Origin of the sequence: Burkholderia sp. AU31624 (assembly GCF_020420065.1) — a bacterium.
Lineage (GTDB): Bacteria > Pseudomonadota > Gammaproteobacteria > Burkholderiales > Burkholderiaceae > Burkholderia.
This window is the reverse complement of the sequence record NZ_JAIZRT010000004.1, coordinates 43,838-69,739: the sequence shown is the minus strand read 5'-3', so window position 1 is coordinate 69,739 and position 25,902 is coordinate 43,838. Positions and strand designations below refer to the sequence as shown.

Below are 25,902 nucleotides of genomic sequence, written 5' to 3'. Positions count from 1 at the left end.
GCGGCGCATGAAACCCGATTCCGTTTCTCCGCGGCGGCGCCTCGGCCGCCGCTTCCTGATCGAATGGATCGCGATCGGCTGCCTCGGGATCGCGGTGATCCTCGCGTGCGCGCTCGGCCGGCTGTCGGCGAGCGTCGACGGTCTGATCTACGACCGGCTGCTGATGCTGCGCAGCCTGCCGCTGTCACCCGACGTGGTCGTCGTCGACATCGACAACCAGAGCGTGTCCGCGCTCGGCCGCTGGCCGTGGTCGCGCGACGTGCATGCACGGCTGCTCGACACGCTGGCGCGCGCGCAGCCGGCCGCCGTCGTCTACGACGTGCTGTTTACCGAACCGTCGCCGGAAGATCGCGCGTTCGCGGACGCCATGACCCACGTGCCGACCTTCCTGCCGGTGCTGCTGAGCCCCGAGCAGGCGGACGGCACGCGCGCGGTCGATCCGCCGGTGGCCGCGCTCGCGGCGCGCGCGGTCGGGCTCGGCCACATCAACCTCGAAGTCGACCGCGACGGCATCGTACGCAGCGTGGCGCTGTACGAAAGCGACGGCCGCGTGCGCTGGCCGCAGCTGATGGTGCCCGTCTACCGCGCGATCCTGGGCGGCCAGCTGCATCCGGTCGGCGGTGCGCCCGGCGCGCATGCGCACGACCTGTCGCGCGACGCGACCAGCGAGGGCCGCTACCTGATCCCGTTCAGCCGCAACACGCCCGCGTATCCGACGCTGTCGTTCGACGACGTCCTCGAAGGGCGCGTGAAACCCGACGCGCTGCGCGGCAAGATCGTCGTCGTCGGCGTGACGGCGTCGGGGCTGTACGACCGCTTCGCCACGCCCGTATCCGGCGAGTTCGGGCCGCTCGCCGGCGTGTATATCCATGCCAACGTGCTCGACATGCTGGCGACCGGCAGCGCGATCTCGCCGGCGTCGCGCGCCGGGCTGTTCGTCGCGTCGCTGCTGCCGCTCGCCGTGCTGCTGGGCGGCTTCCTGATGCTGTCGCCGTGGCGCGCGCTGCTGCTGACGCTGAGCCTGGCCGCGCTGGCCGTCGTCGCGAGCATGGCGCTGCTGTTCGAGGCGCGCATCTGGCTGTCGCCGGCGCCCGCGATCTTCGGGCTGATCGCCGTCTACCCGATCTGGAACTGGCGGCGTCTGGAAATGACGATGTCGTATCTGCGCCGCGAGCTGCAGCGGCTCGCCGACGAGCCGCACCTGCTGCCCGAGGCGCCGCGCACGCGCAGCGTCGGCGGCGACGTGCTCGAGCGGCAGATGGCGCTGATGGCGCAAGCCGCGCAGCGCGTGCAGGACATGAAGCGCTTCGTGTGGGACAGCCTCGACAGCATGCCCGAGCCGATCTTCGTGACCGACCTGGCCGGCACCGTGCTGATCGCGAACCATGCGGCCAAGCGCTACGGGTCGCGCCTGTCGCTGCCGCTGCCGGAAGGCCGGCCGCTGCGCACCGCGCTCGGCGAGCTGACCTTCATGAAGACCGTCGACGGCAACGCCGAACACGATGCGGCGATCCGCGAACACTGGCCGGCCGCACTCGACCCGACGCTCGAGGCCGAGCACGACGCGATGGCGCGCGGCATCGAGGTGCGCGATCGTGACGGGCTCGACCATCTGCTACGCTACGCGGCGTGTACGAACGCGCAGGGCCGCGTGACGGGCTGGATCGCCGGCCTCGTCGACGTGACCGAACTGCACGCGGCCGAGCGGCAGCGCGAGGAAGCGCTGCACTTGCTGTCGCACGACATGCGCTCGCCGCAGTCGTCGATTCTCGCGCTCGTCGAGATCGAGCGTGACCGTGCCGAGACCGACGCGATGCGCGGGCTGCTCGCGCGGATCGAGCGCTATGCGCACCGCGCGCTGTCGCTGGCCGACGAGTTCGTGCAGCTGGCGCGCGCGGAGTCGCAGGTGTACCAGCTCGAGGTGACGAGCCTCGTCGACGTGCTGATCGATGCGAGCGACGAGGTGTGGCCGCAGGCGCAGGCGAAGCACATTCGCGTCGATACCGACGTCGGCACCGACATGTGCTGGGTGCGCGCGGACCGCTCGCTGATCACACGCGCGTTCGTGAACCTGCTGAACAATGCAGTCAAATACAGTCCGTCCGATACCGTGATCACGTGTACGCTGGCGGTCGAGCACGCGTCGAAACGGATGTTCTGTACGATTCGCGATCAGGGATACGGCATTGCGCCGGAAGATCAGCGGCATCTGTTCGAGCGTTTCAAGCGATTCCATGCCGGCGAGCGGCCCGAAATCTCGGGCTCCGGGCTCGGCATGGCATTCGTGAAGACGGTCGTCACGCGCCATGGGGGCAGCGTGTCGGTCGACAGCGAGGTGGGTGTCGGCACCGCGGTGACGGTGTCGCTGCCCGCGATCGACGAGCCGTCCGCCTGACAGGGCCGGGCGCGACGGCAGGCATTTGGGGAAAGCCATGAGAAAGGAATGGGCAGCGACCGCGCTGGCGGCGTCGCTGTTGACGGGTTGCGCCGGCGTGACGAGCGGCGTCAGTGCGGTCGGGCAGCCGAACGCGTTCGCATCCGGTGCGCACGGCTACGATTTCGTGCGGACGGCCGCGCAGGCCGATGATGCCGAATACCGGCAGATCGAGACGCTCGTGCGTGACGAACTCGCGCACCGCGGCTTCGATGCGAAGCCGCTCGCGGCCGCGCGCTACCGGCTGTCGATCGCGTATGCGACGCAGCCGGCCTCGGTCGCGGCGCGCGCCGACGGGTGCGGGGCCGCGAGCAGCGCATGCGTGACGGTCGACGGGCCGGCGCCGTTCGCGCTGCCGTTCATGGGCCGCGTGTATCGCCATGTGCTGACGTTGCGCTTCGTCGACGCGAAATCGGGCGCCGACGTCTACCGGGTTTCGGCCGCGCTGCGCGATCGCGATCCCGGCACGCAGCAGGCCGCGCCGGCGCTCGTGAAGAGCGCGCTCGCGAAGCTGCCGTTCGGCGACGGCGGCGGCTGGCTCGTCAAGACGAAAAAAGACGACGCGGGCGGGATGCCGGGCGTCGTCTCGGTGAAGCCGGCCGAAGCGCGCTGAGCGTCGGCCGGTGAGGTGAGGGCCGGCCCGCCGGAGCGGGCCGTCGTGCCCTTGCCGCGTTCAGGCGGCCGGGTGTGCGCCGTTGCGTGTGCGCAAGTATGCGTCGAACTCCGCGCCGACTTCCGCGTGGCGCAGCGCGAATTCGACCGTCGCCTTCAGGTAGCCGAGCTTGCTGCCGCAGTCGTAGCGCGTGCCCTGGTACTTGTAGGCCAGCACTTGCTCGTCGGCGAGCAGCGCCTGGATCGCGTCGGTGAGCTGCAGCTCGCCGCCCGCGCCGGGCTTCAGCGCACGCAGGTGCTCGAAGATCCGCGGCTTCAGGATGTAGCGGCCGACCACGCCGAGGTTCGACGGCGCGACTTCCGGCGCCGGCTTCTCGACGATCGCCGACATCTTGACGATCGACTCTTCCCACTCCTTGCCGTCGACGATCCCGTACGACTTCGTCTCCGACGGCGGGATCTCTTCGACGCCGATCACCGAGCTGTGATAGTGGTCGAACACGTCGACCATCTGTTTCATCACGGGCGGGTTGCCGTCGAGCAGGTCGTCCGCGAGGATCACCGCGAACGGGTTGTCGGCCACCAGCTTTTCCGCGCACAGCACCGCATGACCGAGGCCGAGCGCTTCCGGCTGGCGCACGTAGAAGCAGTCGACATGGCTCGGCTTGATGCTGCGCACCAGTTCGAGCAGCTTTTCCTTGCCGCGCGCCTCGAGTTCGGCCTCGACCTCGTACGACTTGTCGAAGTGGTCCTCGATCGCGCGCTTGCTGCGCCCGGTGACGAAGATCATCTCGGTGATGCCGGCGGCGATCGCTTCTTCGACCGCGTACTGGATCAGCGGCTTGTCGACGACCGGCAGCATTTCCTTGGGGCTCGCTTTCGTTGCCGGGAGGAACCGCGTGCCGAGACCAGCAACGGGGAACACTGCCTTGGTAACTTTCAACATGATCGAACCTTTATTCCTGTAATCGACTTGTCAGATAGTCTATGTTCACGTCCCTATTATAGTGAACGCAAACGACCTTACCCTTTGTTACGCAGGCAACCGATCGAGCTGCGCGCGCAGTTTGTCCAGCGTGCTCTGGAATTCCGCGACGCGCTTCTGCTCCTGTTCGACCACGGCCGGCGGCGCTTTCGCGACGAACGCCTCGTTGCCGAGCTTGGCATTGCACTTCGTGATCTCGTTCGTCAGGCGCGTGATTTCCTTCGACAGGCGCTCGCGTTCGGCCGCGACGTCGATCTCGACCTTCAGCACCAGCTTGTTCGGCCCGACGATCGCGATCGGCGCGCCGTGCGCTTCCTTGTCGAGCGTCGCTTCGTCCGCGAGGATCTGCACCTCCGACAGGCGCGCGAGGGCCTGGACGTACGGCGCGAACGAGCGCAGGCGCTCGGCATCGCCGGCTGCGAGCAGCGGCACCTTGGTGGCCGGCGACAGGTTCATCTCGCCGCGCAGGTTGCGGCACGCGTCGACGATCGCCTTCAGGTCGGCCGCCCACTGTTCGGACACCTCGTCGATCTTCTGCAGGTTCGCGACCGGGTACGCCTGCGTCATCAGCGACGCTTCGCCTTCGGCCTTGCCTTGCGGATAACGGCCCGCCAGCGGCGCGACCTTCTGCCAGAGCGCTTCGGTGATGAACGGGATGATCGGATGCGCGAGGCGCAGCACCGTCTCGAGCACGCGCAGCAGCGTGCGGCGCGTCGCGCGCTGCTGTTCCGGCGTGCCGTTCTGGATCTGCACTTTCGCGAGTTCGAGATACCAGTCGCAGTACTCATCCCACACGAACTTGTAGATGCCGCTGGCGATGTTGTCGAAGCGGTAATCGGCGAAGCCCTTCGCGATGTCGGCCTCCGTGCGCTGCAGCAGCGACACGATCCAGCGGTCGGCCGCCGAGAAGTCGAGGTAGCCGCCCGGGCCGCAATCGCCCGCGCCGCAGACTTCCGGCTTGTCGCTGCCGCAGTCGTGGCCTTCGCAGTTCATCAGCACGAAGCGCGTGGCGTTCCACAGCTTGTTGCAGAAGTTGCGATAGCCTTCGCAGCGCGCGAGGTCGAAGTTCACGTTGCGGCCGAGCGTCGCCATCGACGCCATCGTGAAGCGCAGCGCGTCGGTGCCGAACGCGGCGATGCCGTCCGGGAATTCCTTGCGCGTCTTCTTCTCGATCGTCGCGGCCTGCTTCGGGTTCATCAGGCCCGTCGTGCGCTTCGCGACCAGCGTGTCGAGGTCGATGCCGTCGACGATGTCGATCGGGTCGAGCGTGTTGCCCTTGCTCTTCGACATCTTCTGGCCTTCCGCGTCGCGCACGAGGCCGTGCACGTAGACGGTGTGGAACGGCACCTTGCCCGTGAAGTGCGTGGTCATCATCACCATCCGGGCGACCCAGAAGAAGATGATGTCGAAGCCCGTGACGAGCACCGACGACGGCAGGAAGTGCTTCAGTTCAGGCGTTTCGTTCGGCCAGCCGAGCGACGAGAACGGCACGAGCGCCGACGAGAACCACGTATCGAGCACGTCTTCGTCGCGCTTCAGCGCACCCGTGTAGCCCTTCGCGGCAGCCTGCGCGCGCGCTTCTTCCTCGTTGCGCGCGACGAACACCTCGCCGTTCTCGCCATACCACGCGGGAATCTGGTGGCCCCACCACAGCTGGCGCGAGATGCACCAGTCCTGGATGTTCTCGAGCCACTGGTAGTAGGTGGTCGTCCAGTTTTCGGGGACGAACTTGATCTGGCCGCTGCGCACGACGTCGAGCGACGTTTCCGTGATCGACTTGCCCGGATTGAACGTGCCTTCCGGCGCCGGCTTCGTCATCGCGACGAACCACTGGTCGGTCAGCATCGGCTCGATCACGACGCCCGTGCGGTCGCCGCGCGGCACCATCAGCTTGTGCGGCTTCACCGAGTCGAGGAAGCCTTCCGCGTCGAGGTCGGCGACGATCGCCTTGCGCGCGTCGAAGCGGTCGAGGCCGCGATACTGCTCGGGGCCGTTGTCGTTGATCTTCGCGTCGAGCGTCAGGATCTCGATCGGCGCGAGCTTGTGGCGCTGGCCGACCTGGTAGTCGTTGAAGTCGTGCGCGGGCGTGACCTTCACGACGCCCGTGCCGAATTCGCGGTCGACGTAGTCGTCGGCGATCACCGGGATCTCGCGGCCCGTCAGCGGCAGCGTGACGAGCTTGCCGATCAGGTGCGCGTAGCGCTCGTCTTCCGGATGGACCATCAGCGCGACGTCGCCGAGCATCGTTTCCGGGCGCGTCGTGGCCACGGTCAGCGAACCCGAGCCGTCGACGAGCGGGTAGCGGATGTGCCACAGGTGGCCGTTTTCCTCTTCGCTCACGACTTCGAGGTCCGACACGGCGGTCAGCAGCACCGGATCCCAGTTGACGAGCCGCTTGCCGCGGTAGATCAGGCCCTGTTCGAAGAGCGTGACGAACACGTCGCGCACGGCGGCCGACATCTTGTCGTCCATCGTGAAGTATTCGCGCGACCAGTCGGGCGATGCGCCGAGGCGGCGCACCTGGCCGGTGATCGTCGAACCCGATTTTTCCTTCCATTCCCACACGCGCTCGACGAACTTCTCGCGGCCGAGGTCGTGGCGCGACACACCCTGCGCGTCGAGCTGGCGCTCGACGACGATCTGGGTTGCGATCCCCGCGTGGTCGGTGCCGGGCACCCACAGCGTGTTCTCGCCGAGCATCCGGTGGTAGCGGGTGAGGCCGTCCATGATCGTCTGGTTGAACGCGTGGCCCATGTGCAGCGTGCCCGTCACGTTCGGCGGCGGCAACTGGATCGAGAAATCGGGGCGGGCCGGATCGAAGGCCGGGGCCGCGTAGCCGCGCTTTTCCCACTCCGGCCCCCATTGGGACTCGATGGTGTGGGGCTCGAAGCTCTTCGCAAGCGTGTTGTCGCTCATGTTGGAAATCTGCCGAAAAATGCGTGAATTGGATGCCGAATCTGACAATTATATAGACGCGTCTATATCGAAGGCGAGTTTGCGATATAGACGCGTCTATATTTGCTCGCCATGACGGTCCTCGCATCGGCGCGCTGCGGCCGTTGCCGCAGGTTCGAGCGATCGCGAACGGCAAGCTTCCCGTCGGACTTATAATGGCGGGTCCGTTTTTCTCACGCCCGTCCGCTGCCGCTCCATGCCCGACCTGCTCGCCAATCTGAACCCCGAACAACTCGCCGCCGTCACGTTGCCGAACGAACCGGCGCTGATCCTTGCAGGGGCGGGCAGCGGCAAGACCCGCGTGCTGATCACCCGCATCGCGTGGCTGATCCAGCAGGGCTACGCGTCGCCGCCCACCGTGCTCGCCGTGACCTTCACGAACAAGGCCGCGCGCGAGATGATGGCGCGCCTGTCGGCGATGATGCCGATCGACACGCGCGGGATGTGGATCGGCACGTTCCACGGCCTGTGCAACCGGATGCTGCGCACGCACTGGCGCGATGCCGGCCTGCCGCAGACCTTCCAGATCCTCGATACGGCCGACCAGCTGTCCGCGATCAAGCGGCTGATGAAGGCGGCGAACGTCGATGATGAAAAGTACCCGCCGAAGAACGTCCAGTACTTCATCAACAACGCGAAGGAGCAGGGGCTGCGTCCCGACAAGGTCGACGCGTCCGACAACTTCAACCGCAAGTTCGTCGAGCTGTACCAGGCGTACGACCAGCAGTGCCAGCGCGAGGGCGTCGTCGATTTCCCCGAGCTGCTGCTGCGCTGCTACGAACTGCTCGCGTACAACGCGCCGCTGCGCGCGCACTATCAGGCGCGCTTCAAGCACATCCTCGTCGACGAGTTCCAGGACACCAACAAGCTGCAGTACGCGTGGCTCAAGATGCTCGCGGGCGGCGAGAACGCGATCTTCGCGGTCGGCGACGACGACCAGTCGATCTACGCGTTCCGCGGCGCGAACGTCGGCAACATGCGCGACTTCGAAGACGAATTCCGCGTGCGCAACCTGATCAAGCTCGAGCAGAACTACCGGTCGCACGGCAACATCCTCGACGCGGCCAACCAGCTGATCTCGAACAACGCGCACCGCCTCGGCAAGAACCTGCGCACCGATGCGGGCCACGGCGAGCCCGTGCGCGTGTACGAAGCGAGCACCGATTCGCAGGAAGCCGGCTGGATCGTCGAGGAGATCCGCTCGCTGATCAATACCGGGATGGCGCGCAGCGAAGTGGCCGTCCTGTACCGCAGCAACGCGCAGTCGCGCTCGATCGAGCACACGCTGATGTCGTCGGGCATCCCGTACCGCGTGTACGGCGGCCTGCGCTTCTTCGAGCGCCAGGAAGTGAAGCATGCGCTCGCGTACCTGCGCCTGATCGACAACCCGAACGACGACACCGCGTTCGTGCGCGTCGTGAACTTTCCGACCCGCGGCATCGGCGCGCGCTCGATCGAGCAGCTGGCCGACGCCGCGCGCCTGTACGGCTGCTCGATGGCCGCCGCGATTCCGTACGTGACGGGCAAGGCCGGCACGAGCCTCGGCGGGTTCGCGAACCTGGTCGCGAAGATGCGCGCCGACACGCAGCACATGAACCTGCCCGACACCGTCGAGCACATCGTGCGCGCCAGCGGCCTCGCCGATTTCTACCAGGGCGAGCGCGAAGGCCAGGACCGTCTCGAGAACTTGCAGGAACTCGTGAACGCGGCCACCGCGTTCATCGCCGAGGAAGGCTACGGGCTCGACACGCCGGCCCGTTCGATCCCGCTGCGCGCGGGTGCGATCGCAGCGCCCGAGCTCGGCACCGCGACGGACGATCCGGCGGTCGACGTGCTCGACCCGGTATTGCCCGCCGATCCGGCGCAGAACCCCGACACGATGACGCCGCTCGCCGGCTTCCTGTCGCATGCATCGCTGGAGGCCGGCGACAACCAGGCGCAGGCCGGGCAGGACGCCGTGCAGCTGATGACGGTGCACGCGGCGAAGGGGCTCGAATTCTCGGCCGTGTTCATCACGGGCCTCGAGGAAGGGCTGTTCCCGCACGAGAACAGCGTGCTCGAATCGGACGGCCTCGAGGAAGAGCGGCGGCTGATGTACGTCGCGATCACGCGCGCGAAGGAGCGACTCTACCTGTCGTTCGCGCAGAGCCGGATGCTGCATGGCCAGACGCGCTACAACGTGCGCTCGCGCTTCTTCGACGAACTGCCCGAGCACGTGTTGAAGTGGCTGACGCCGAAGGTCGAGGCCGGTTCGCGCTGGGGCGGCCGGTCGGACAACGCCGGGTACGGGCGCGACTGGTTCGCGCGGCCGGGCGGCGGCAGTCGCGAGCAGATCGTCGACCCGGCCGTATCCGCGCCGCTGCCCGCGTTCGCGGACAAGCAGCGCGCCGCCGATGCCGGCTTCCGGGTCGGCCAGCAGGTGTTCCACACCAAGTTCGGCGAAGGCACGGTCACCGCGCTCGAGGGCAACGGCACCGATGCGAAGGCGCAGGTGAAATTCAAGCGGCACGGCGAAAAGTGGCTCGCGCTCGCGGTCGCGAAACTGCAGGCGGTGGAATGATGGGCATCGACCTGGATGTGACGCCTGCGGCTCGTCCGCTCGGTATTCTGGCCGCGTTGCCCGAGGAACTCGGCGACCTGATCGCGGCGATGCGCGCCGACGGCGCGATGAAGACGGTCACGCTCGGCCGTCGCGATTATCACGTCGGCACCGTGCACGGCGCGGCCTGCGTCGTGACGCTCGCACGGGTCGGCAAGGTCGCGGCCGCCGCGACGGTCAGCGCGCTGATCCACGTGTTCGGCGTGGCGGGCGTCGTGTTCACCGGCGTCGCGGGCGGCGTGTCGCGCACGGTGCGGGTCGGCGATGTCGTCGTGGCCGATACGCTGCTGCAGCATGATCTCGACGCGTCGCCGCTCTTTCCGCGCTACGAGGTGCCGCTGCTCGGCATCACGCGTTTCGCGACCGACGCGGCGCTGACCGCGGGCCTGCGGGCGGCGTGCACGCAGTTCGTCGAGGAAGAGGGCGCGCAGTTCGCCGCGCGTTTCGGCCTGGCCGGTGCGACGCTGCATGCGGGGCTCATCATCAGCGGCGACCGCTTCGTGTCGAGCGAGCGCGAGGTCGTCGCGCTGCGCGATGCGCTGCCGGATGCGCTCGCGGTCGAGATGGAAGGCGCCGCGATCGCGCAGGTGTGCGCGGAGCACGACGTGCCGTTCGCGCTCGTGCGCACGATCTCCGATACGGCCGACGATCATGCGACGCAGTCGTTCTCGCACTTCCTGTCGGCGATCGCAAGCAGCTATTCGTCGGGCATCCTCAAGCGTTTCCTGACGCTGCATGCGACGACGGCGGCCTGAAGCCGCCGCCGTTTTCTTCATTCCTTCATTCGAGCCGTTCGACCGGCCGCGGCGCGCACGCCGCGGCCGGTGCGTCACGCCTGCTTGCGCCGGCTGCTTTCGAGGTTCGGCAGGAACACGGTGAGTACGCCGATCAGCGGCAGGAACGAGCACACCTTGTAGACGAACGGGATGCTCGTCGCGTCCGCGAGCTGGCCGAGCACGGCCGCGCCGACCCCGCCGAGGCCGAATGCGAAGCCGAAGAACAGGCCCGCGACCATCCCGACCTTGCCGGGCATCAGCTCCGTCGCATAGACGAGGATCGCGGCGAACGCCGATGCCAGCACGACGCCGATGATCACGGTCAGCACGCTGGTCCAGAACAGGTTTGCGTACGGTAGCAGCATCGTGAACGGCGCGACGCCGAGGATCGACACCCAGATCACGTACTTGCGGCCGATCCGGTCGCCCACCGGCCCGCCGATCAGCGTGCCGGCCGCCACGGCCGCGAGGAACACGAACAGGTGGATCTGCGCGGCCTGCACCGACAGGTGGAACTTGTCGATCAGGTAGAACGTGAAATAGCTGTTGATGCTCGCGAGGTAGAAGTACTTCGAGAACACGAGCAGCACCAGCACGCCGATCGCACTCATCACGCGGCCGCGCGACAGCGTCGGGTGGCCGGCCGCCGCGGCCTTCTTCTTCATCGACGGATGCTTCTTGTACCAGTGGCCGATCTGCGTGAGCACGATCATCGCGACGAGCGCGGCCGCCGAGAACCACGCGATGCTGTGCTGGCCGTGCGGAATGATCACGAGCGCGGCGAGTAGCGGCCCGAGCGCGGAACCCGCGTTGCCGCCGACCTGGAACACCGACTGCGCGAGCCCGTGCTGGCCGCCCGACGCCATCCGCGCGACGCGCGACGATTCGGGATGGAACACCGACGAGCCGCAGCCGACCAGCGCGGCGGCCACCAGCAGCATCGGGAAATTCGGCGCGACCGACATCAGCAGCAGCCCCGCGAGCGTGAAGCCCATGCCGACCGGCAGCGAATACGGCTTCGGACGCTTGTCGGTATAGAGGCCGATGAGCGGCTGCAGCAGCGACGCGGTGATCTGGTAGGTGAGGGTGATCAGGCCGATCTGCGCGAACGACAGCGCGAACTGGCTCTTGAGCATCGGATAGATCGCGAGGATCAACGACTGGATCATGTCGTTGAGCATGTGCGAGAAGCTGATCGCGCCGAGCACCGGGTACACGGTGCGGGCGACGGGGGGCGTGGATGGCTGGGCGGCGGCTGCGCCGGCGGAGCCGGAGTCGAGGCTGGTTTCCATGTGAGAGCTGAACGAGTTGAGGTGGTGGGCGCGCTCTGCTGGGGATTGGCGCGTCTTGAATCGTTGCTGCGTCAAAGAAGTGTAATGTGGCGTATCGAGAATGTCCGGACAACTTTTATCGTGAATCGGACATTCATCTGATGGATCGTCAGGTGCGCGTTTTTTTGACCGGGTATAACGCTGGCGGCGTGCCTGCCCGTCATGGGAGGGCGCGCCCGGAGCCGGTGCGTGGTTTCCCGGACTCAAGAAACGGCGATGGCGGCCGTAGAACGACCCAACGACAACAGGCGCGCCGCGCCCGGCACCGGCTATCCGCCGGGGCGGGCGCAGGACGCGCGGCAAGGCCAGCCATCGCGGGAATGCCGGGACCGACCTTTCCGGCCGCGTGATCAATACGGGGATAGTTCGATGAAAGCAGCATCTTTGCATCCACAGCCGGGTGCGGCCGCCGCCGCCCCCGACGTTGCCGCCGGCCGTGCCGCACGGCGCCTGCGCGCGGCGCGTCGCGAGCGCCGGCAGTGGACCGTCAAGGCGACGTTGCGCGCCGCCTTCGCGATCCTGCTCGCCGGCACGCTGGCGATCGGCATGTTTTCGCTCTGGCAGATCAGCCGGCTGAATGCGTCGATCGCGTCGGTCTACGAGCAGGGCCACGTCGCGAGCCGCGCGGCCGCGGAGGTTCGGGCCGAAGTGCTGCGCGCGAGCCGTGCCCAGAAGATGCTGCTGACCGCGACCACCGCGAAGGAGCGCGACGAACTGGGCGCCGACGTGGGCGCGGGGCTCGCGTCGATCGGCCAGGCGCTCGGCACGCTGCAGCGCTACGCGGATCCGGCCGACGCCGACGATTCGGCGCGGCTGCACGCGTTCTCGACGGCGGTCGGCACCTGGAGCGCGCATCTGCGCGATTTCGTCGAACTCGTGCGTGCGCAGCCGCTCGACCTGTCGCAGATGAACTGGCAGGTCGGCACGCAGGACGTGTCGCTGCTGGTCGAAACCGGCAAGCTCGAGAAACTCGTCGCCGAACTCGTGAAGACGCGCGGCGCGAAGTCGAAGGCGACGCTCGATGCGTCCGCCACCATTTTCTCGTCGTCGTTCGCGATGATCGCGGCGATGACGGTTGCACTGATCGTGCTCGCGATCGTGATCGCCGAGCGCGTCGTGCGCCGTCTCGCGTCGCAGCTCGGCGGCGAGCCCGCGCACGCGAAGGCGATCGCCGCGGACATCGCGCGCGGCGACCTGACGCGACCGATCACGCTGGGCCGGCACGACCGCGACAGCATGGTGCGTGCGCTGGCCGAGATGCAGACCGGGCTCGCGGCGACCGTCGGCGAGATCGCCGTCAGCGCCGAGGCGATCGCGGCGGCGTCGGGCGAGATCTCCACCGGCAACCTCGATCTGTCGAAGCGTACCGAGCAGCAGGCCGTCGCGCTCGAACGCACCGCGGCCAGCATGGAGCAGCTCACGTCGACCGTACGTCAGAACGCCGAGAACGCGCGGCAGGCGAGCGCGCTCGCGGCCAATGCGTCGGCTGTCGCGGAGACGGGCGGGGAAGTCGTCGGGCGGGTGGTGGCGACGATGAGCGAGATCGACGACAGCGCGAAGAACATCCGCGACATCATCGGCACCATCGAGGGGATCGCGTTCCAGACCAACATTCTCGCGTTGAACGCGGCGGTCGAGGCGGCGCGCGCGGGCGAACAGGGGCGTGGCTTCTCGGTGGTCGCGGGCGAGGTGCGGTTGCTCGCGCAGCGCTCGGCGACCGCGGCGAAGGAGATCCGCGAGCTGATCGGTGCATCGGTCGAACGCGTCGCGAATGGCGCGACGCTCGCGCACGACGCGGGCCGCACGATGGGCGACGTCGTGCGCGCGGTGAAGCGCGTGACGGACATCATCGGCGAGATTTCGGCGGCATCCGACGAGCAGAGCGCCGGCATCGACGAGATTGGCCGCGCGGTCACGCAGATGGACGCCGGCACCCAGCAGAACGCAGCGCTCGTCGAGCAGGCGGCCGCCGCGGCGAATGCGCTCGACGAGCAGGCGCAGGCGTTGAAGTCACTGGTCGGGCGCTTTCGCATCGCGGCCTGAGCGTGCCCGGCCGTCCCGCGTTTACGACTTCTTCTGCTTGTCCGGATCGATGATGACCGTGCAGGTCGTGCCCGCCGACAGCACCACGTCGGCCGGCACGTCGTCGATCTTGATGCGTACCGGCACGCGCTGCGCAAGGCGCACCCAGTTGAAGGTCGGGTTCACGTCCGCGACGAGGTCGCGGCTCTGCGGGTTGTCGCGATCGTAGATGCCGCGCGAGATGCTTTCGACGTGGCCCTTCATCACGCCGCCGCTCATCAGCCGCATCTCGGCCGGCGCACCGATCTTCACGCGCGGCAGCTTGGTTTCCTCGAAGTAGCCGTAGACCCAGAACGAGTGGCTGTCGACGATCGCGAGCTTCGCCTGGCCGGCCACCGCGTAATTGCCCTTGAAGGTCTGCAGGTTCGTGATGTAGCCGTCGACCGGCGCGACGACGCGCGTGCGCTCGAGGTTGAGCTTCGCGGCATCGAGCGCGGCGATCGCCTGCTGGTACTGCGCATCGGCGCTCGACGCGCTGTGCGCGGCGTTCTCGCGGTTTTCCTTCGACACGACGAGCGCATCGAGATCCGCGCGGCGGGCCGCGTCGTCGCGGCGCATCTGCAGTTCCGCGCGGCGGGCGGCGACGGCCGCCTGCGCCTGCTCGACCGCGATCTGGTAGTGCGACGGGTCGATCTGCATGATCAGGTCGCCTTTCTTGACGAGCTGGTTGTCATGCACGGGCAGCTCGACGATCGCGCCCGACACGTCCGGCGCGACGTTGACGATCTCGGCGCGTACGCGCCCGTCGCGCGTCCACGGATCGTCCATGTAGTGCACCCACAGCGAGCGCCCGATCAGGATCGCGACGAGAAGGATGATGGCGGTCGCGACGAAGCCGAAGAGTTTTCTGAGAATCATGATGGTTCGGAATCAACGGTAAACGGCAAGACTCAGTCCGCCGCAAATGCAGACGAGAAGGCAGGCCCGGAACAGCGACGGGTGCCAGACGAGTCGGTAGAGGCCCGTGTAGGCGAGCAGGCGGTCGACGGCCCAGGTCGCGAGCGCGCCGAGGACGAACATCAGCACCACCGTGGGCATGTAGGCATCGAGAATGGCGATTTCACGCGGCATCATGACGAGGCTCCTGGTTGGGGACGCACGGGGCGGTTGCGGTTGAGCGCGGCGAGCGGCGATTCGGGATCGAGCAGGGCCGTGCGCACGAAATGCAGGTGGCTCAGGATCCGCTGCAGCCGGTGGCGTTCCTCGCGCGTCGGCGTGAACGCGTCGAGCGTCTGCCGGGTCGCGTCGATCGCAGCGTTGACCGCGGCGAGCGTGGCGTCGAAGCGTTCGGTGTCCGGCCGGGCGAACAGCGACGACAGCGCGGCGCGCATCGTCTCGATCGCACGTCGCCACGGCGTCGTCGGCGCATAGCGCGGATCGGACGGCAGCGTGGCCAGCTCGTGGCGCAGGTCGATGGCCGCGTTGCCGGTTTCGAGCACCGCGAACATCCAGCGCAGCGCGTCGCGCTGCACGTCGGGCTGGTCGGCCGACAGCGTGTGCGCCTGGTACATCAGGTCGCGCGCGCCGCTCTCGAAGCGCGTGCGCAAGCCGGCGAGCCGCGCATGGCAGGCCGCGACGGCCTGGTGGCGCAGGTCGGCGAGCAGCCGCTTCTTGAGCCACGGCGCGGTCGGCGGGAACAGCACGGCGAACGCGATCGCCGATACCAGCATCGACAGCAGCAGCGCGAGCGCGTCGTTCATGAAGCTCATCGGATCGTAGTGCGTGATGCTGTCCGGGCCGGCGAGGAAGCAGAAGAAGATCAGGTAGCCCATGCCGTAGCCCGCGAGCTTCGGCTTCAGCGTCATGTAGATGCCGATCGCGAGCAACGGCGCGAGCGCCGCGCACAGCAGCCAGAAGCCGTCGATCCGCGGGTAGATGCCGAACATCAGCAGGAAGCCGGTGCAAACGGCCAGCGCCGTGCCCATCCCCATCTGCGCGGCCATCGCGGTCGGGCGCGGTGCCGACGACGCGAGCGCGCAGGTCGCCGCGGCGTTCAGCACCAGCATCACGCCGCTCGGCCACGCGGTCTCGATCCAGAACCAGCCGAGCGCGAGAATCACCGTCGCGGTGCGGATCCCCGCGATCGTGGCGGCCGTCCGGTTGGTGCGCGGCTCGTAGCGCTCGATCCAGCGTTCGCGCTCGTGCGTCGCGGTCGCGAGCGACGCATAGGTCGCCGCGTATTCCTGCAGGTCGGTGATGAAGCGGTACAGCAGCTCGGCGGCCGTGTCGAAGTCGAGCAGCGGGAAGCCGGGCTGCGTTTCGAGCTCCGCGCGCGTCGCGCGGATGCGGCGCGGCAGCGCGTCGCGCCACGCGAGCAGTTGCTCGGCCGAGTGCGCGGCGTCGATCGACGTGCGCACGGGTTCGCCATGGCGCGTGAGCAGCGGTGCGATTTCGCGGAAATACGGCTCGATCGCATCGATCGCGGCCTGCGCACCGGCCGCGTGCAGCCGGTTCATCAACTGATGCAGCGCGTGAAAGCGGCTCGACGCGCTCATGAATTCGCTGTTCAGCCGCGCGAGCCGGCCGCTGCGCATGCGCGTGTCCGGATTCTCGAACACGGCCATGCTGCGCGCGGCCTCGAAGCCGACCACGTCGGCGACGAAGCGCGTGTGGATCGTCTCGATGTGCGCGCGGTCGAGCTGGCCCGACAGCGCCGATGCGACGTAGTCCACGAAGCTGCCGAAGCGCTTGCGCACCGTCGTGCGCATCTGCTCGCCGGTGTACTGCGGAAACACGAGCGCGCTGACGACACCGGCCGACACGATCCCGATGATGACTTCGGAGACGCGCGTCATCGCGCTCATGAAGGCACCGTCCGGATGCTGCGACGCGGGCAGGCCGATCAGCGCGGTCGTATAGCCGGCGAGCAGGAAGCCGTAGCTGCGGAAGTTGCGGTTGCGCGCGGCGCCGGCGGTGCACAGCGCGATCCAGATGGCGATCGCCAGCAGGAACAGCTGCGGCTGCTGCGGGAACAGCCCGACGAACGTGAGCGTCGCGATGAGCCCGAAGATCGTGCCGGCGACCCGGTAGAAGCTCTTCGCGAGCACGGCGCCGCTTTGCGGCTGCATCACGATGAAGACGGTCGTCATCGCCGTCTTCGGTGCCGGCAGGTCGAGCCGCATCGACACGCCGAGCGCGATGAAGGTCGCGAGCAGCGCCTTGAACAGATAGAGCCACGCGGCGCCGTCGGTGCGGGCCCAGTCGCCGAACGCGGCGGCCCAGGCCGCGAACGGGCCGCCGGCGGGTGTGGAAGCGGGGGAGGAGGCTGACATGGCGTCGCTCCGCGTTACCGTGCGGCCGGCATGCCGGCCGCACCGGCGGCGGCCACCTGCGCGGGCCGGGCGACGGCTGCCACGGGCTTCGCGCCCGACGCGGCGGCAGGCGCGGCTGCGCCCGCGGCGGATTCGTCATGCGGCGGATGGTCGCCCCGCACATCGGTACCCGTCTCGACCCCACCGCCGAGCGCGGCCATCAACTGCGCATGCGCGGCGAGGCGTTCCGCATCGATGCGGGCGGCCGTTTCCTGCGCGCGCAGCAACTGCTGCTGCGCGACCAGCACGTTCACGTAGTCGGTCAGCCCGCGGCGGAAGCCTTCGCGCGACAGCTGGTAGCTGCGGTCGTTGGCGGCCACCGAGCGTGCGGCGTCCTTCTTCTGCGTATCGAGCGAACGGATCCGCACGACCTGGTCGGCGATGTCCTTGAGCGCGCCGACGATCGTCTGGTTGTAGCGCTCGACCGCCTGGTCGTAGCCGGCATTCGCGGCGCCGAGCTGCGCACGCAGCCGGCCGCCTTCGAAGATCGGTAGCGACAGCGCGGGGCCGGCCGTCCAGCCGCCGTTCATCGCGCGCAGGAAGTCGGTGAACGGCGCGGTCACGCCGAAGCCGCCGACCGTCGCGAGCAGGTCGATGTTCGGGTAGAACGACGCCTTCGCGACATCGATGCCGCGCGCCTGCGCGTCGACCGTCCAGCGCGCCGCGACGACGTCGGGGCGGCGGCCGAGCAGGTCGGCCGGCATCGCCGACGGCAGGCCAGCCGGTGCGTCGAGCGACAGCTGCGGCCGCTTGATCGCATCGCCCGCGCCGGGGCCCTTGCCGGCCAGCGCGGCGAGCTGATGCCGTGCGAGCTGGATCGCTTCCTCATAGCTGTCGATCTGGCGCTCATAATCGGGCAGCGTCGATTCCGCCTGGCTCACTTCGAGCTGCGTGCCGAGGCCGGCCTGCAGCCGCTTGTGCGCCAGATCGGCGAGCGAGCGCTGGCGTTCGAACGTTTCGTGCGCGAGGTCGAGCAGCGCGTAGTTCATCGACATGCCGACGTACGCGCGCACGACGTTGACTTCGAGCTCGAGCTTGGCCGCACGCGCGTCGGCGGCGGTTGCATGCGCGGTGTCGAGTGCGCGCTCGGTCGCGTTCTTGTCCTTGCCCCACAGGTCGAGGTGGTACGACAGGCCGAGCGTGCCGGTGTTGTTCCAGGTATCGGTGTTCGCGAGCGGGCCGGGGCCGTAGTACACGTTGTCCGGCCAGTGCTGGCGCATCAGCGACAGGTTGCCGTTGATCTGCGGCAGCTCGGCCGAGCGGGCCACGCGCGCCATCGCCTGCGCTTCGCGCACCCGTGCCTCGGCGGCCGCGAGCGTCGGGTTGCCGGCCTGGGCGTTGGCGATCCAGGCGTCGAGTTGCGGATCGCGGTAGGCGCGCCACCAGTCGGCCGCGGGCCAGCCTGCGTCACGGTCGGCCGCGCGGATCGCGGCGCCGGCGTCGAGCGCGTTCGCCTCGATGCGGGCCGACTGCGGCTTGTTGTCGCCCATGCTCGCGCATCCGGCCATTATTAATGAGACTGCAAGAACCGCCAGTGCGAGCGTCCCTTTTGTCGCCGGAGACTGCACGATTTTCTCCCTTTCGGATATAGATGAGTCGGATGCGATTATATTTTTCAGTGATTCCTGAATAAATGGACAAGGGTGCAAGTCATTTTTACGAATCCTGAGACAATACTTGTTCGCCTCTGTGCAACAATCCGTCCGGATTCAAACGGGCAATGGGATGGATACGTTACAAAACATGCGGGTGTTCGTCCGGGTGGTCGACGCGGGAAGTTTTACCGCGGCCGCCCAGCAGATGAATTCGACTACCGCCTACGCGTCGCGCGCGGTCTCGGACCTCGAGGCGCACCTGCGCACGCGTCTCCTGAACCGCACGACGCGCCGGATCGCGCTGACCGAAGCCGGCGAGCGTTATCTGCAGCGCTGCGAAGAGATCCTCGCGTATGTCGACCAGGCCGAAGCCGAGGCGGGCGACGCGCATGCGCGCCCGTCGGGCAAGCTGAAGGTGCATTGCTTCACGAGCCTCGGCCAGCACTACCTGGTGCCGGCCATCGCGCGCTATCGCGAGCGCTACCCGGACGTGCACGTCGAGCTGACCCTTGCGCAGCGGATGCCCGATTTGCTCGACGAGGGGTATGACGTCGCGATCGTCGTCGGCCGCGACCTGCCCGATTCGGGGCTCGTGTCGCAGCGGCTCGGTGTGAGCTACAGCGTCGTGTGCGCATCGCCCGGCTATGTCGAGTCGCACGGCGTGCCGCAGCGGCCGGCCGACCTCGCGCAGCATGTGTGCCTCGGGATGATCGCGCCGGGCTTTCACTTCGACGAATGGGCGCTGTCGGGGCCGAACGGCGACGAGGTCGTGCCGGTCACGGCGCCGCCGTTTCGCGTGAACGTCGCCGAGGCGCTCGCGGTGGCCGTGCGGGAAGGGATGGGGATCGGCGGCCTGCCGCTCTATTCGGCGATCGGCTGGCTGCGCAGCGGGCACATCGTGCGCGTGATGCCCGAGTACCGGTCGCACGTGATGAACATCTACGCGCTGTATCCGTCGCGCCAGTACCTCGACGCGAAAATTCGCACCTGGGTCGATTTCCTGCGCGACGAACTGCCGGCCACGCTCGCCGCCGACGAAGCCGCGCTCGAGCAGTACACGCGTGCGACATGACAGCGCGGTTGACCGCGATCTGACGAGATTTGTCCTTCACGCAACATTTTTTTACGAACGCGTGTCAGACAGTTTGATACTGTGGGAATTAACGAGATACGCAACCCCGGAGTAGCAATGGATACGCACCTGATGATCGGCCTTGGAGTCCTGCTGGGCGCGGCCGCGGCCGCCGCGGCGACCCGCGACCTGCTGCGCGCGATGAAGGCGAAGGCGCAGATGAAGCCGGTGCCGGTGCGGGTGCGCGAGCAACGCCGCCCCGGCCGCTGATCCGGCCGTCACGCCCCGGGTCGAAAAAGGCCGCGCAACGCGGCCGCGCGGGCCGGCGTTCAGCCGAGCTCGACGACCTTGTCCCACGTGAACGCGGTATTTTCCAGTTCGCCGGTGCGCCGGTGGATGTAGCCGCGCGGGTTGCACACCACGCGCGTGCCGCCGTCCGCCACATAGTCGAATGACGTATGCGTGTGGCCGTGGAGCCACAGATTGACCGGCGGCCGCACGAGCTCCGCCATGTCCGTTACGAATCCCGCCGACGCAAGATCTTCCGCATAGCGCTCCGCCAGCGAGCGCCGGTGCGGCGCATGGTGGGTCACGACGATCGTTTGGCCCGCGAACGGTGTGGCGAGCTGCGCTTCGAGCCACGCGCGACTGCGTCGATGCAGCGCGATCGCGTCCGCCGGCGAGAAATCCCGCTCCGGCGTGCCCGGCGCCGCATGCAGCGCCGCATCGTGCGGCCAGGTCACCTGGATCAATCCCTTGAAATCGAGCATCACGCGCTGCCCGGCCTCGATCGAACCGGCAAGGCTGGCTTCGTCGGCGCCGAACAGCGAAAAATCGGCCCAGAGCGTCGTGCCGAGCACGCGGTAGCGCTGCTCGGGATCGACGTAGACGTCGTTGTTCAGGTAATGCACGTTGTCGAGCGCCCGCGCCGCATCGCGCATCGCCGACTCCAGCGCGCCGAATTCCCCGTCGTAGTACTCGTGGTTGCCCGGCACGTAGATCACCGGCACCGCGGGATCGAACGTTTCGGCGGCCCAGCGCAGGCCTTCCGCGTGATTGTGGATGTCGCCGGCGAGCACGACGAGATCCGCGTCGGCATGCGGGATCACATCGGGCAGGTTGCTTTCGAGATGCAGGTCGGACAGGACGCGGACTTTCACGGGCGGGGCTCCGGAGTGGACGGCTTCAGCGCAGGACCTTGCCGGGATTCATCAGGCCGCGCGGATCGAGCGCGGTCTTCAGCGTGCGCATCAGCGCCGTTTCGACCGGCGACTTGTAACGCTGCGCGTCGTCGATCTTCAGCTGGCCGATGCCGTGCTCCGCGCTGATCGTGCCGTGGTGGCGATGCACGTTGTCGTAGACGATCCGGTTGATCGGCGCCTGGAACGCGGCCAGGAACGCTTTCGGGTCGCCGCCTTCGGGCATCTGCACGTTGTAGTGGAGATTGCCGTCGCCGAGGTGGCCGAACGTGACCATCCGCGCGCCCGGCGCGGCTTGCTGGATCGCCGCGTCGGTCTCGTCGATGAAGCGCGCGATCGACGAAATCGGCACCGCGATGTCGTGCTTGATGTTGAGCCCCTCGTCGGCCTGCGCGAGCGGGATGTGTTCGCGCAGGTCCCAGAACGCGCGCGACTGCGCGAGATTCTCCGCGACCACCGCGTCGACCACGAGCCCGGCCTCGAACGCTTCTTCCATCAGTTTCTCGAACAGCGCGCGCGCATGCGCTTCGCTTTCGTTGTCGGACAGTTCGAGCAGCACCGTCTGCGCATGCGTCTGCGCGAACGGGTAGCGCAGTTGCGGGTAGTGCTTGCCGACGAGCTGCATGCAGAAGTCCGACATCAGCTCGAAGCCGGTCAGCAGCGGCCCGGCCGCGCGCTGCGCGAGGGCGAGGAAATCGAGCGCCGCGTGCGGCGATTCCAGCGCGGCGAGGGCAGTGACCTGCGCGGCCGGCAGCGGATGCAGCTTCATCACGGCCGCCGTGATGATCCCGAGCGTGCCTTCCGCGCCGATGAACAGGTCGCGCAGGTCGTAGCCCGTATTGTCCTTGCGCAGCCCGCGCAGGCCGTCCCAGATTTCACCTTGCGGCGTCACGACCTCGAGCCCGAGACACAGCTCGCGCGCGTTGCCGTAGCGCAGCACCGCCGTGCCGCCCGCGTTGGTCGACAGGTTGCCGCCGATCGTGCAGCTGCCTTCCGCCGCGAGGCTCAGCGCGAACAGCCGGCCGCCTTCGCGGGCGCGCGCCTGCACGTCGGCGAGGATCACGCCGGCTTCGACGGTGATCGTGTTGTTGTGCGGATCGAGCGCGCGCACGCGGTTCAGGCGCGCAACGCTCAGCACGGCCTGGCTGCCGCTCGCGTCGGGCGTGGCGCCGCCGGCCAGGCCCGTGTTGCCGCCTTGCGGCACGAGCGCGATGCCGTGTGCGTTGGCCAGCTTGACGAGCGCGGCGACTTCGGCTGTGTTCGCGGGCTTCAGCACCGCGCACGCGGCACCCTTGTAGCGGCGGCGCCAGTCGGTCAGGAATGGTTCGGTATCGTGCGGGTCGGTCAGCACATGATCGGCGCCGATCGCGTCACGGCACGCGGAAACGAAAGCTTCGGAGGACATCATCACCTTGTCGCGTAAGGGTCAGGACGCGGGGCGCGACTTTTTCGCCGCGCGCTTGAACGGCGCGACGTACGCCAGCGCCGCCACGAAGAAGACGACGGCGAGCGCGGTCTCGCACCAGCCGAGCGTCGCGGACAGCCCGCGATCGGACATGCCGCGCACGACGCCTTCGGCGAAATAGACGAGTATCAGCATGCTCGCCCACTGCATCGTATAGATGTTACGCCGCCAGACGCCGGGCAGCGCGAGCGCGAGCGGGATCGCCTTGAGCATCAGCGCGGAGCCGCCCGGGCGCAGCGGCGCGAGCCACAGCTCCCACGCGAGCGACAGCGCGATCAGTGCGACGAGGCACGCGGTGGCGATCAGCGCGTGGCGCGGCCGGGCCGTGACGGCAGGGCGGGCGGGGGCGTTCATGCGGTCTCGGCGGCCTGGGCGCTGGACAGGGCGGCCGCCGCGCGCGCGAGCCGCACGCCGAGCGCGGCCGCGAGCGCCTTTTCGTCCGCCGACAGCCCGGCGGCTGCCGAGCGATCGTGCTGCGCGACGTGCGATGCGCCGTAGGGCGTGCCGCCGGTGCGCGTCGTGGTGAGCGCGGATTCCGTGTACGGAATCCCGACGATCATCATCCCGTGATGGAGCAGCGGCAGCATCATCGACAGCAACGTCGATTCCTGGCCGCCGTGCAGGCTGCCCGTCGACGTGAACACGCAGGCCGGCTTGCCGGTCAGGGCGCCCGACAGCCATTGCGGTGTGGTGCCGTCGAGGAAATACTTGAGTGCGGCGGCCATGTTGCCGAAGCGGGTCGGCGAGCCGAGCGCGAGGCCCGCGCATTCCTCGAGATCCCGCAGTTCCGCGTACGGCGGGCCGTCGGCGGGGATGTCGGGGGCAGTGGCTTCGCAGACGGCCGACACGGGCGGCACGGTGCGGATGCGGGCCTGCATGCCCGGCACGCTGTCGATGCCGTTCGCGATCGCGAGCGCGAGATCGCGCGTGGCGCCGTGGCGGCTGTAATAGAGGACGAGGATGTCTTTCATGGGGCGACGGAGCCGCGTGCGGCCGCGCGCGTGCCCGGTGCAGTCGGCCCCTGCTGGAATCGAGCGGCTATTATAGGGGCTGAAGCCGTCGCGCAGCGCGGCGGCGGCGCGCCGTCGGGCGCGCGGCATCAAGAAGGAGAAGTCGTTTGCCGAAGTTGAGCGTCGATCTCGACACCATCAAGCGCCTCGCGCAGTTCGCGGCCCGGCGCAGCGCCGAGGATCGCATCCCGCAAGTGGCGGGCAGCCTCACATTCACGACGATGTTGGCGCTCGTGCCGCTCTTGACGGTCGCGTTCGCGCTGTTCACCGCGTTCCCGATGTTCGCGTCGTTCCAGATCTCGCTGCAGGGGTTCCTCGCGGATCACCTGATGCCCGCGCAGTTCAACGTCCAGATCTTCAAGTACCTGAACCAGTTCGCGTCGAAGGCGAAGGGGCTGACGACAGCCGGCCTGATCGTGCTCGTCGTCACGTCGGTGATGACGATGATGACGATCGAGTCGGCGTTCAACCTGATCTGGCGGGTGCGCAAGCCGCGGCCGTTCGCGCAGCGCGTGCTCGCGTACTGGGCGCTGATCACGCTCGGCCCGTTGCTGTTCGGCGTGAGCCTGTCGATCTCGTCGTACCTGTTCACGCAGTCGCTGGCGTTTACCGGCGCCGCGCCGTCCACGTCGATCGTCGAGTGGCTGCTCGCGCTCGTCTCGCTGCCGCTGACGGTGCTCGCGTTCACGCTGCTGTACGTATACCTGCCGAACTGCACGGTCGCATGGCGCGACGCGGTGATCGGCGGGCTGTTCGCGGCCGTCGCGTTCGAGCTCGCGAAGCGCGGCTTCGGCTACTACGTGCGGCGCATTCCGACCTACACGGCCGTCTATGGCGCGTTCGCGGCGCTGCCCGTGTTCCTGTTGTGGGTGTACCTGAGCTGGTTCATCGCGCTGCTCGGCGCGATGGTGGCGTCCGCGCTGCCGGCGATCCGCGTCGGCCGGTTCCACCGCATCCACTACCCGGGCAGCGACCTGCTCGACGCGCTGGAAATGCTCGCGCGGCTGGCCGAAGCGCGCACGGCCGGCAAGCGCGGCTACACGGCGATGCGGCTCGCGACCATGTTGCGCTGCGACATGGAAACCGCGCAGCGCCTGCTGACGACGATGGAGGAGCGGGAATGGATTGCGCGGCTCGACGGCGGCGGCGAGACTACGCCGCGCTACATCCTGCTCGCGAATCCGGAGCAGCTGACGCTTGCGCAGCTGTTCGACGTGCTGGTGATCGACCGCACGGAACTGACCTACCAACTGCAGCGGCGCCGCAGCCATGTCGACGGTGCGGCGCTGCTCGCGGTGCTGTCGAGCGACCGCTTCGACGTGTCGCTCGCGACGCTGATTGCCGCCCACCGGCTTGCGGGGGCGCAGCCGACGGCGATGCCGGGGCAGGCGCCGGGCGCCGTGCCCGATCCGCACGCGCGGCCGCCGCGCCCCGCGTGAGCGGGATGCCCGGCCGCGTTATAACGGGATCTTGCCCGTACAGATATCCTTGAACATCACCCAGTCGCCCATCAGGCTGTAGATCGGGTGCCGGAACGTGGCCGGGCGGTTCTTCTCGAAGAAGAAGTGCCCGACCCACGCGAAGCCGTAGCCGCAGACGATCGCCGCAGGCAGCCACAGCCAGTCGCCGGTCGCGACCGCCATCGCGACACAGCCGATCACACCGAGCGAGCCGACGAAGTGCAGCCGCCGCGACGTCCGGTTCTGGTGTTCATTCAGGTAATACGGGTAGAAATCGGCGAAGCTGGCGAATTGCTCCGAATGCGTATGCGCCATGGACGTCTCCTCTGGCCGCTGTTCATGGGGCCATTGTGCTGCCGGTAGTCCGCTTCCGCAAGCGGGGGCGGCGGCCCGCCGCGCGGGCCCGCGCTTTCCTTTTGACAGGCTTTCCGATAGGATCGAAAGAGGTTTTGCATTCAAGCATGAGGGGACTACGATGCGCGTCAGCGATATTCTGAAAGTGAAGGGCAACACGCTGTTTACGGTGACGCCCGATAAGCCGCTGCGCGAAGCGGTCGATACGATGGCCGAACACGACATCGGTTCGCTCGTCGTGATGGAGTACGGCGATCTCGTCGGGATGCTGACGTTCCGCGAGATCATCCTGCGTCTGCACGTGAACGGCGGCGCGATCGGCGACGTGCAGGTGCGCAAGGTGATGGACGAGCCGCTCACGTGCACGCCGGAAACGGACGTCAACGAAGTGCGCCGGATGATGCTCGAGCGCCATGCGCGCTACATGCCGGTGCTCGACAAGAAGGTGCTGATGGGCGTCATTTCGTTCTACGACGTCGCGAAGACGGTCGTCGAGGCGCAGAGCTTCGAGAACCGGATGCTGAAGGCATACATCCGCGACTGGCCGGAATCGGAAGCCGAAGCGCACAAGTCGTGAACCACGCCGCGCCCGTCGCCGTCACGCGCGGGCGCCGCCACCCGGCACGCGGCGGCGCAGGTTGGTCCTGCGCCGCCTTTTTTTC

The 25,902-nt window shown here is 68.0% G+C and carries 21 protein-coding genes; 9 read left to right on the top strand and 12 right to left on the bottom strand.

All coding sequences use genetic code 11. The features are described 5' to 3' along the window. The first annotated feature begins 7 nt into the window (after positions 1-7). Both LGM89_RS15440 and LGM89_RS15435 read left to right on the top strand, forming a co-directional pair. Complete coding sequence (locus tag LGM89_RS15440; protein ID WP_226273344.1) at positions 8-2,395, top strand: CHASE2 domain-containing protein; 2,388 nt, start codon at positions 8-10, stop codon at positions 2,393-2,395. A gap of 37 nt (positions 2,396-2,432) precedes the next feature. Further along, positions 2,433-3,047: a DUF4136 domain-containing protein gene (locus LGM89_RS15435; RefSeq protein WP_089494684.1), complete on the top strand. Its 615-nt coding sequence runs from the start codon at positions 2,433-2,435 to the stop codon at positions 3,045-3,047. A gap of 60 nt (positions 3,048-3,107) precedes the next feature. Here the strand turns inward: LGM89_RS15435 and galU are convergent, their stop codons facing one another. Together galU and LGM89_RS15425 are read right to left on the bottom strand one after the other, a co-directional pair. Continuing rightward, positions 3,108-3,992 carry a UTP--glucose-1-phosphate uridylyltransferase GalU gene (gene galU / locus LGM89_RS15430; protein WP_089456070.1) on the bottom strand — a complete coding sequence of 295 codons (885 nt, stop codon included), beginning with the start codon at positions 3,990-3,992 and terminating at the stop codon, positions 3,108-3,110. Between the two features lie 87 nt (positions 3,993-4,079). After that, complete coding sequence (locus tag LGM89_RS15425) at positions 4,080-6,947, bottom strand: valine--tRNA ligase (protein WP_175237259.1); 2,868 nt, start codon at positions 6,945-6,947, stop codon at positions 4,080-4,082. Between the two features lie 235 nt (positions 6,948-7,182). On the opposite strand from LGM89_RS15425, the gene LGM89_RS15420 reads away from it, so the two are divergent. Next, positions 7,183-9,546 (top strand): UvrD-helicase domain-containing protein, encoded by a 2,364-nt coding sequence (locus tag LGM89_RS15420; protein WP_226273343.1) that lies wholly within the window; start codon positions 7,183-7,185, stop codon positions 9,544-9,546. After that, positions 9,543-10,340 (top strand): 5'-methylthioadenosine/adenosylhomocysteine nucleosidase, encoded by a 798-nt coding sequence (locus LGM89_RS15415; RefSeq protein ID WP_226273342.1) that lies wholly within the window; start codon positions 9,543-9,545, stop codon positions 10,338-10,340. The genes LGM89_RS15420 and LGM89_RS15415 overlap by 4 nt, the downstream gene beginning before the upstream one ends. A gap of 74 nt (positions 10,341-10,414) precedes the next feature. Here LGM89_RS15415 and LGM89_RS15410 read toward each other — a convergent pair whose 3' ends face one another. Further along, positions 10,415-11,653 (bottom strand): MFS transporter, encoded by a 1,239-nt coding sequence (locus LGM89_RS15410; protein WP_226273341.1) that lies wholly within the window; start codon positions 11,651-11,653, stop codon positions 10,415-10,417. Positions 11,654-12,061: 408 nt separating this feature from the next. Between LGM89_RS15410 and LGM89_RS15405 the strand changes: the two genes are divergently transcribed. Beyond that, positions 12,062-13,735, top strand: coding sequence for a methyl-accepting chemotaxis protein (locus LGM89_RS15405; protein ID WP_089494688.1), 1,674 nt, complete (start codon positions 12,062-12,064; stop codon positions 13,733-13,735). A 21-nt stretch (positions 13,736-13,756) separates the two neighbouring features. On the opposite strand, the gene LGM89_RS15400 is transcribed toward LGM89_RS15405, so the two are convergent. The 4 genes from LGM89_RS15400 to LGM89_RS15385 are packed head-to-tail and all read right to left on the bottom strand — an operon-like array spanning position 13,757 to position 18,653. Further along, positions 13,757-14,632, bottom strand: coding sequence for an HlyD family secretion protein (locus LGM89_RS15400; RefSeq protein WP_089439860.1), 876 nt, complete (start codon positions 14,630-14,632; stop codon positions 13,757-13,759). Positions 14,633-14,644: 12 nt separating this feature from the next. Then, entirely contained in the window at positions 14,645-14,848 is a 204-nt protein-coding gene (locus LGM89_RS15395) for a DUF1656 domain-containing protein (protein WP_011351756.1), read from the bottom strand. Continuing rightward, on the bottom strand, positions 14,845-17,046 hold the full coding sequence (locus tag LGM89_RS15390) for an FUSC family protein (RefSeq protein ID WP_089494689.1): 2,202 nt from the start codon (positions 17,044-17,046) through the stop codon (positions 14,845-14,847). Before LGM89_RS15390 ends, LGM89_RS15395 begins: the two co-directional genes overlap by 4 nt. A 14-nt stretch (positions 17,047-17,060) precedes the next feature. Then, positions 17,061-18,653 carry an efflux transporter outer membrane subunit gene (locus LGM89_RS15385; RefSeq protein WP_226273340.1) on the bottom strand — a complete coding sequence of 531 codons (1,593 nt, stop codon included), beginning with the start codon at positions 18,651-18,653 and terminating at the stop codon, positions 17,061-17,063. 157 nt (positions 18,654-18,810) lie between these two features. On the opposite strand from LGM89_RS15385, the gene LGM89_RS15380 reads away from it, so the two are divergent. Together LGM89_RS15380 and LGM89_RS15375 are read left to right on the top strand one after the other, a co-directional pair. Next, positions 18,811-19,752 (top strand): LysR family transcriptional regulator, encoded by a 942-nt coding sequence (locus LGM89_RS15380; RefSeq protein ID WP_089425187.1) that lies wholly within the window; start codon positions 18,811-18,813, stop codon positions 19,750-19,752. Positions 19,753-19,869: 117 nt separating this feature from the next. Beyond that, on the top strand, positions 19,870-20,022 hold the full coding sequence (locus LGM89_RS15375) for a hypothetical protein (protein WP_163008969.1): 153 nt from the start codon (positions 19,870-19,872) through the stop codon (positions 20,020-20,022). Between the two features lie 59 nt (positions 20,023-20,081). On the opposite strand, the gene LGM89_RS15370 is transcribed toward LGM89_RS15375, so the two are convergent. From LGM89_RS15370 to wrbA, 4 genes are read right to left on the bottom strand one after another with little or no spacing between them, the layout of a single operon-like run. Continuing rightward, positions 20,082-20,912 carry a metallophosphoesterase gene (locus LGM89_RS15370; protein ID WP_226273339.1) on the bottom strand — a complete coding sequence of 277 codons (831 nt, stop codon included), beginning with the start codon at positions 20,910-20,912 and terminating at the stop codon, positions 20,082-20,084. Between the two features lie 25 nt (positions 20,913-20,937). Next, complete coding sequence (locus LGM89_RS15365; RefSeq protein WP_089494692.1) at positions 20,938-22,359, bottom strand: FAD-binding oxidoreductase; 1,422 nt, start codon at positions 22,357-22,359, stop codon at positions 20,938-20,940. An 18-nt stretch (positions 22,360-22,377) separates the two neighbouring features. Continuing rightward, a complete protein-coding gene (locus tag LGM89_RS15360) occupies positions 22,378-22,770 on the bottom strand; it encodes a DUF2069 domain-containing protein (protein WP_226273338.1) in 393 nt (130 codons plus the stop codon). Continuing rightward, positions 22,767-23,387 carry an NAD(P)H:quinone oxidoreductase gene (gene wrbA, locus LGM89_RS15355; RefSeq protein WP_089494694.1) on the bottom strand — a complete coding sequence of 207 codons (621 nt, stop codon included), beginning with the start codon at positions 23,385-23,387 and terminating at the stop codon, positions 22,767-22,769. Before wrbA ends, LGM89_RS15360 begins: the two co-directional genes overlap by 4 nt. A gap of 146 nt (positions 23,388-23,533) precedes the next feature. Between wrbA and LGM89_RS15350 the strand changes: the two genes are divergently transcribed. After that, entirely contained in the window at positions 23,534-24,865 is a 1,332-nt protein-coding gene (locus LGM89_RS15350) for a YihY family inner membrane protein (protein ID WP_226273337.1), read from the top strand. A gap of 18 nt (positions 24,866-24,883) precedes the next feature. Here the strand turns inward: LGM89_RS15350 and LGM89_RS15345 are convergent, their stop codons facing one another. Then, the gene (locus LGM89_RS15345) at positions 24,884-25,201 is read right to left on the bottom strand and encodes an Mpo1-like protein (RefSeq protein ID WP_089494696.1); all 318 of its coding nucleotides are present in this window, start codon (positions 25,199-25,201) and stop codon (positions 24,884-24,886) included. Between the two features lie 160 nt (positions 25,202-25,361). Between LGM89_RS15345 and LGM89_RS15340 the strand changes: the two genes are divergently transcribed. Continuing rightward, the gene (locus LGM89_RS15340; RefSeq protein ID WP_006755543.1) at positions 25,362-25,817 is read left to right on the top strand and encodes a CBS domain-containing protein; all 456 of its coding nucleotides are present in this window, start codon (positions 25,362-25,364) and stop codon (positions 25,815-25,817) included. The last annotated feature ends 85 nt before the right edge of the window (positions 25,818-25,902 follow it).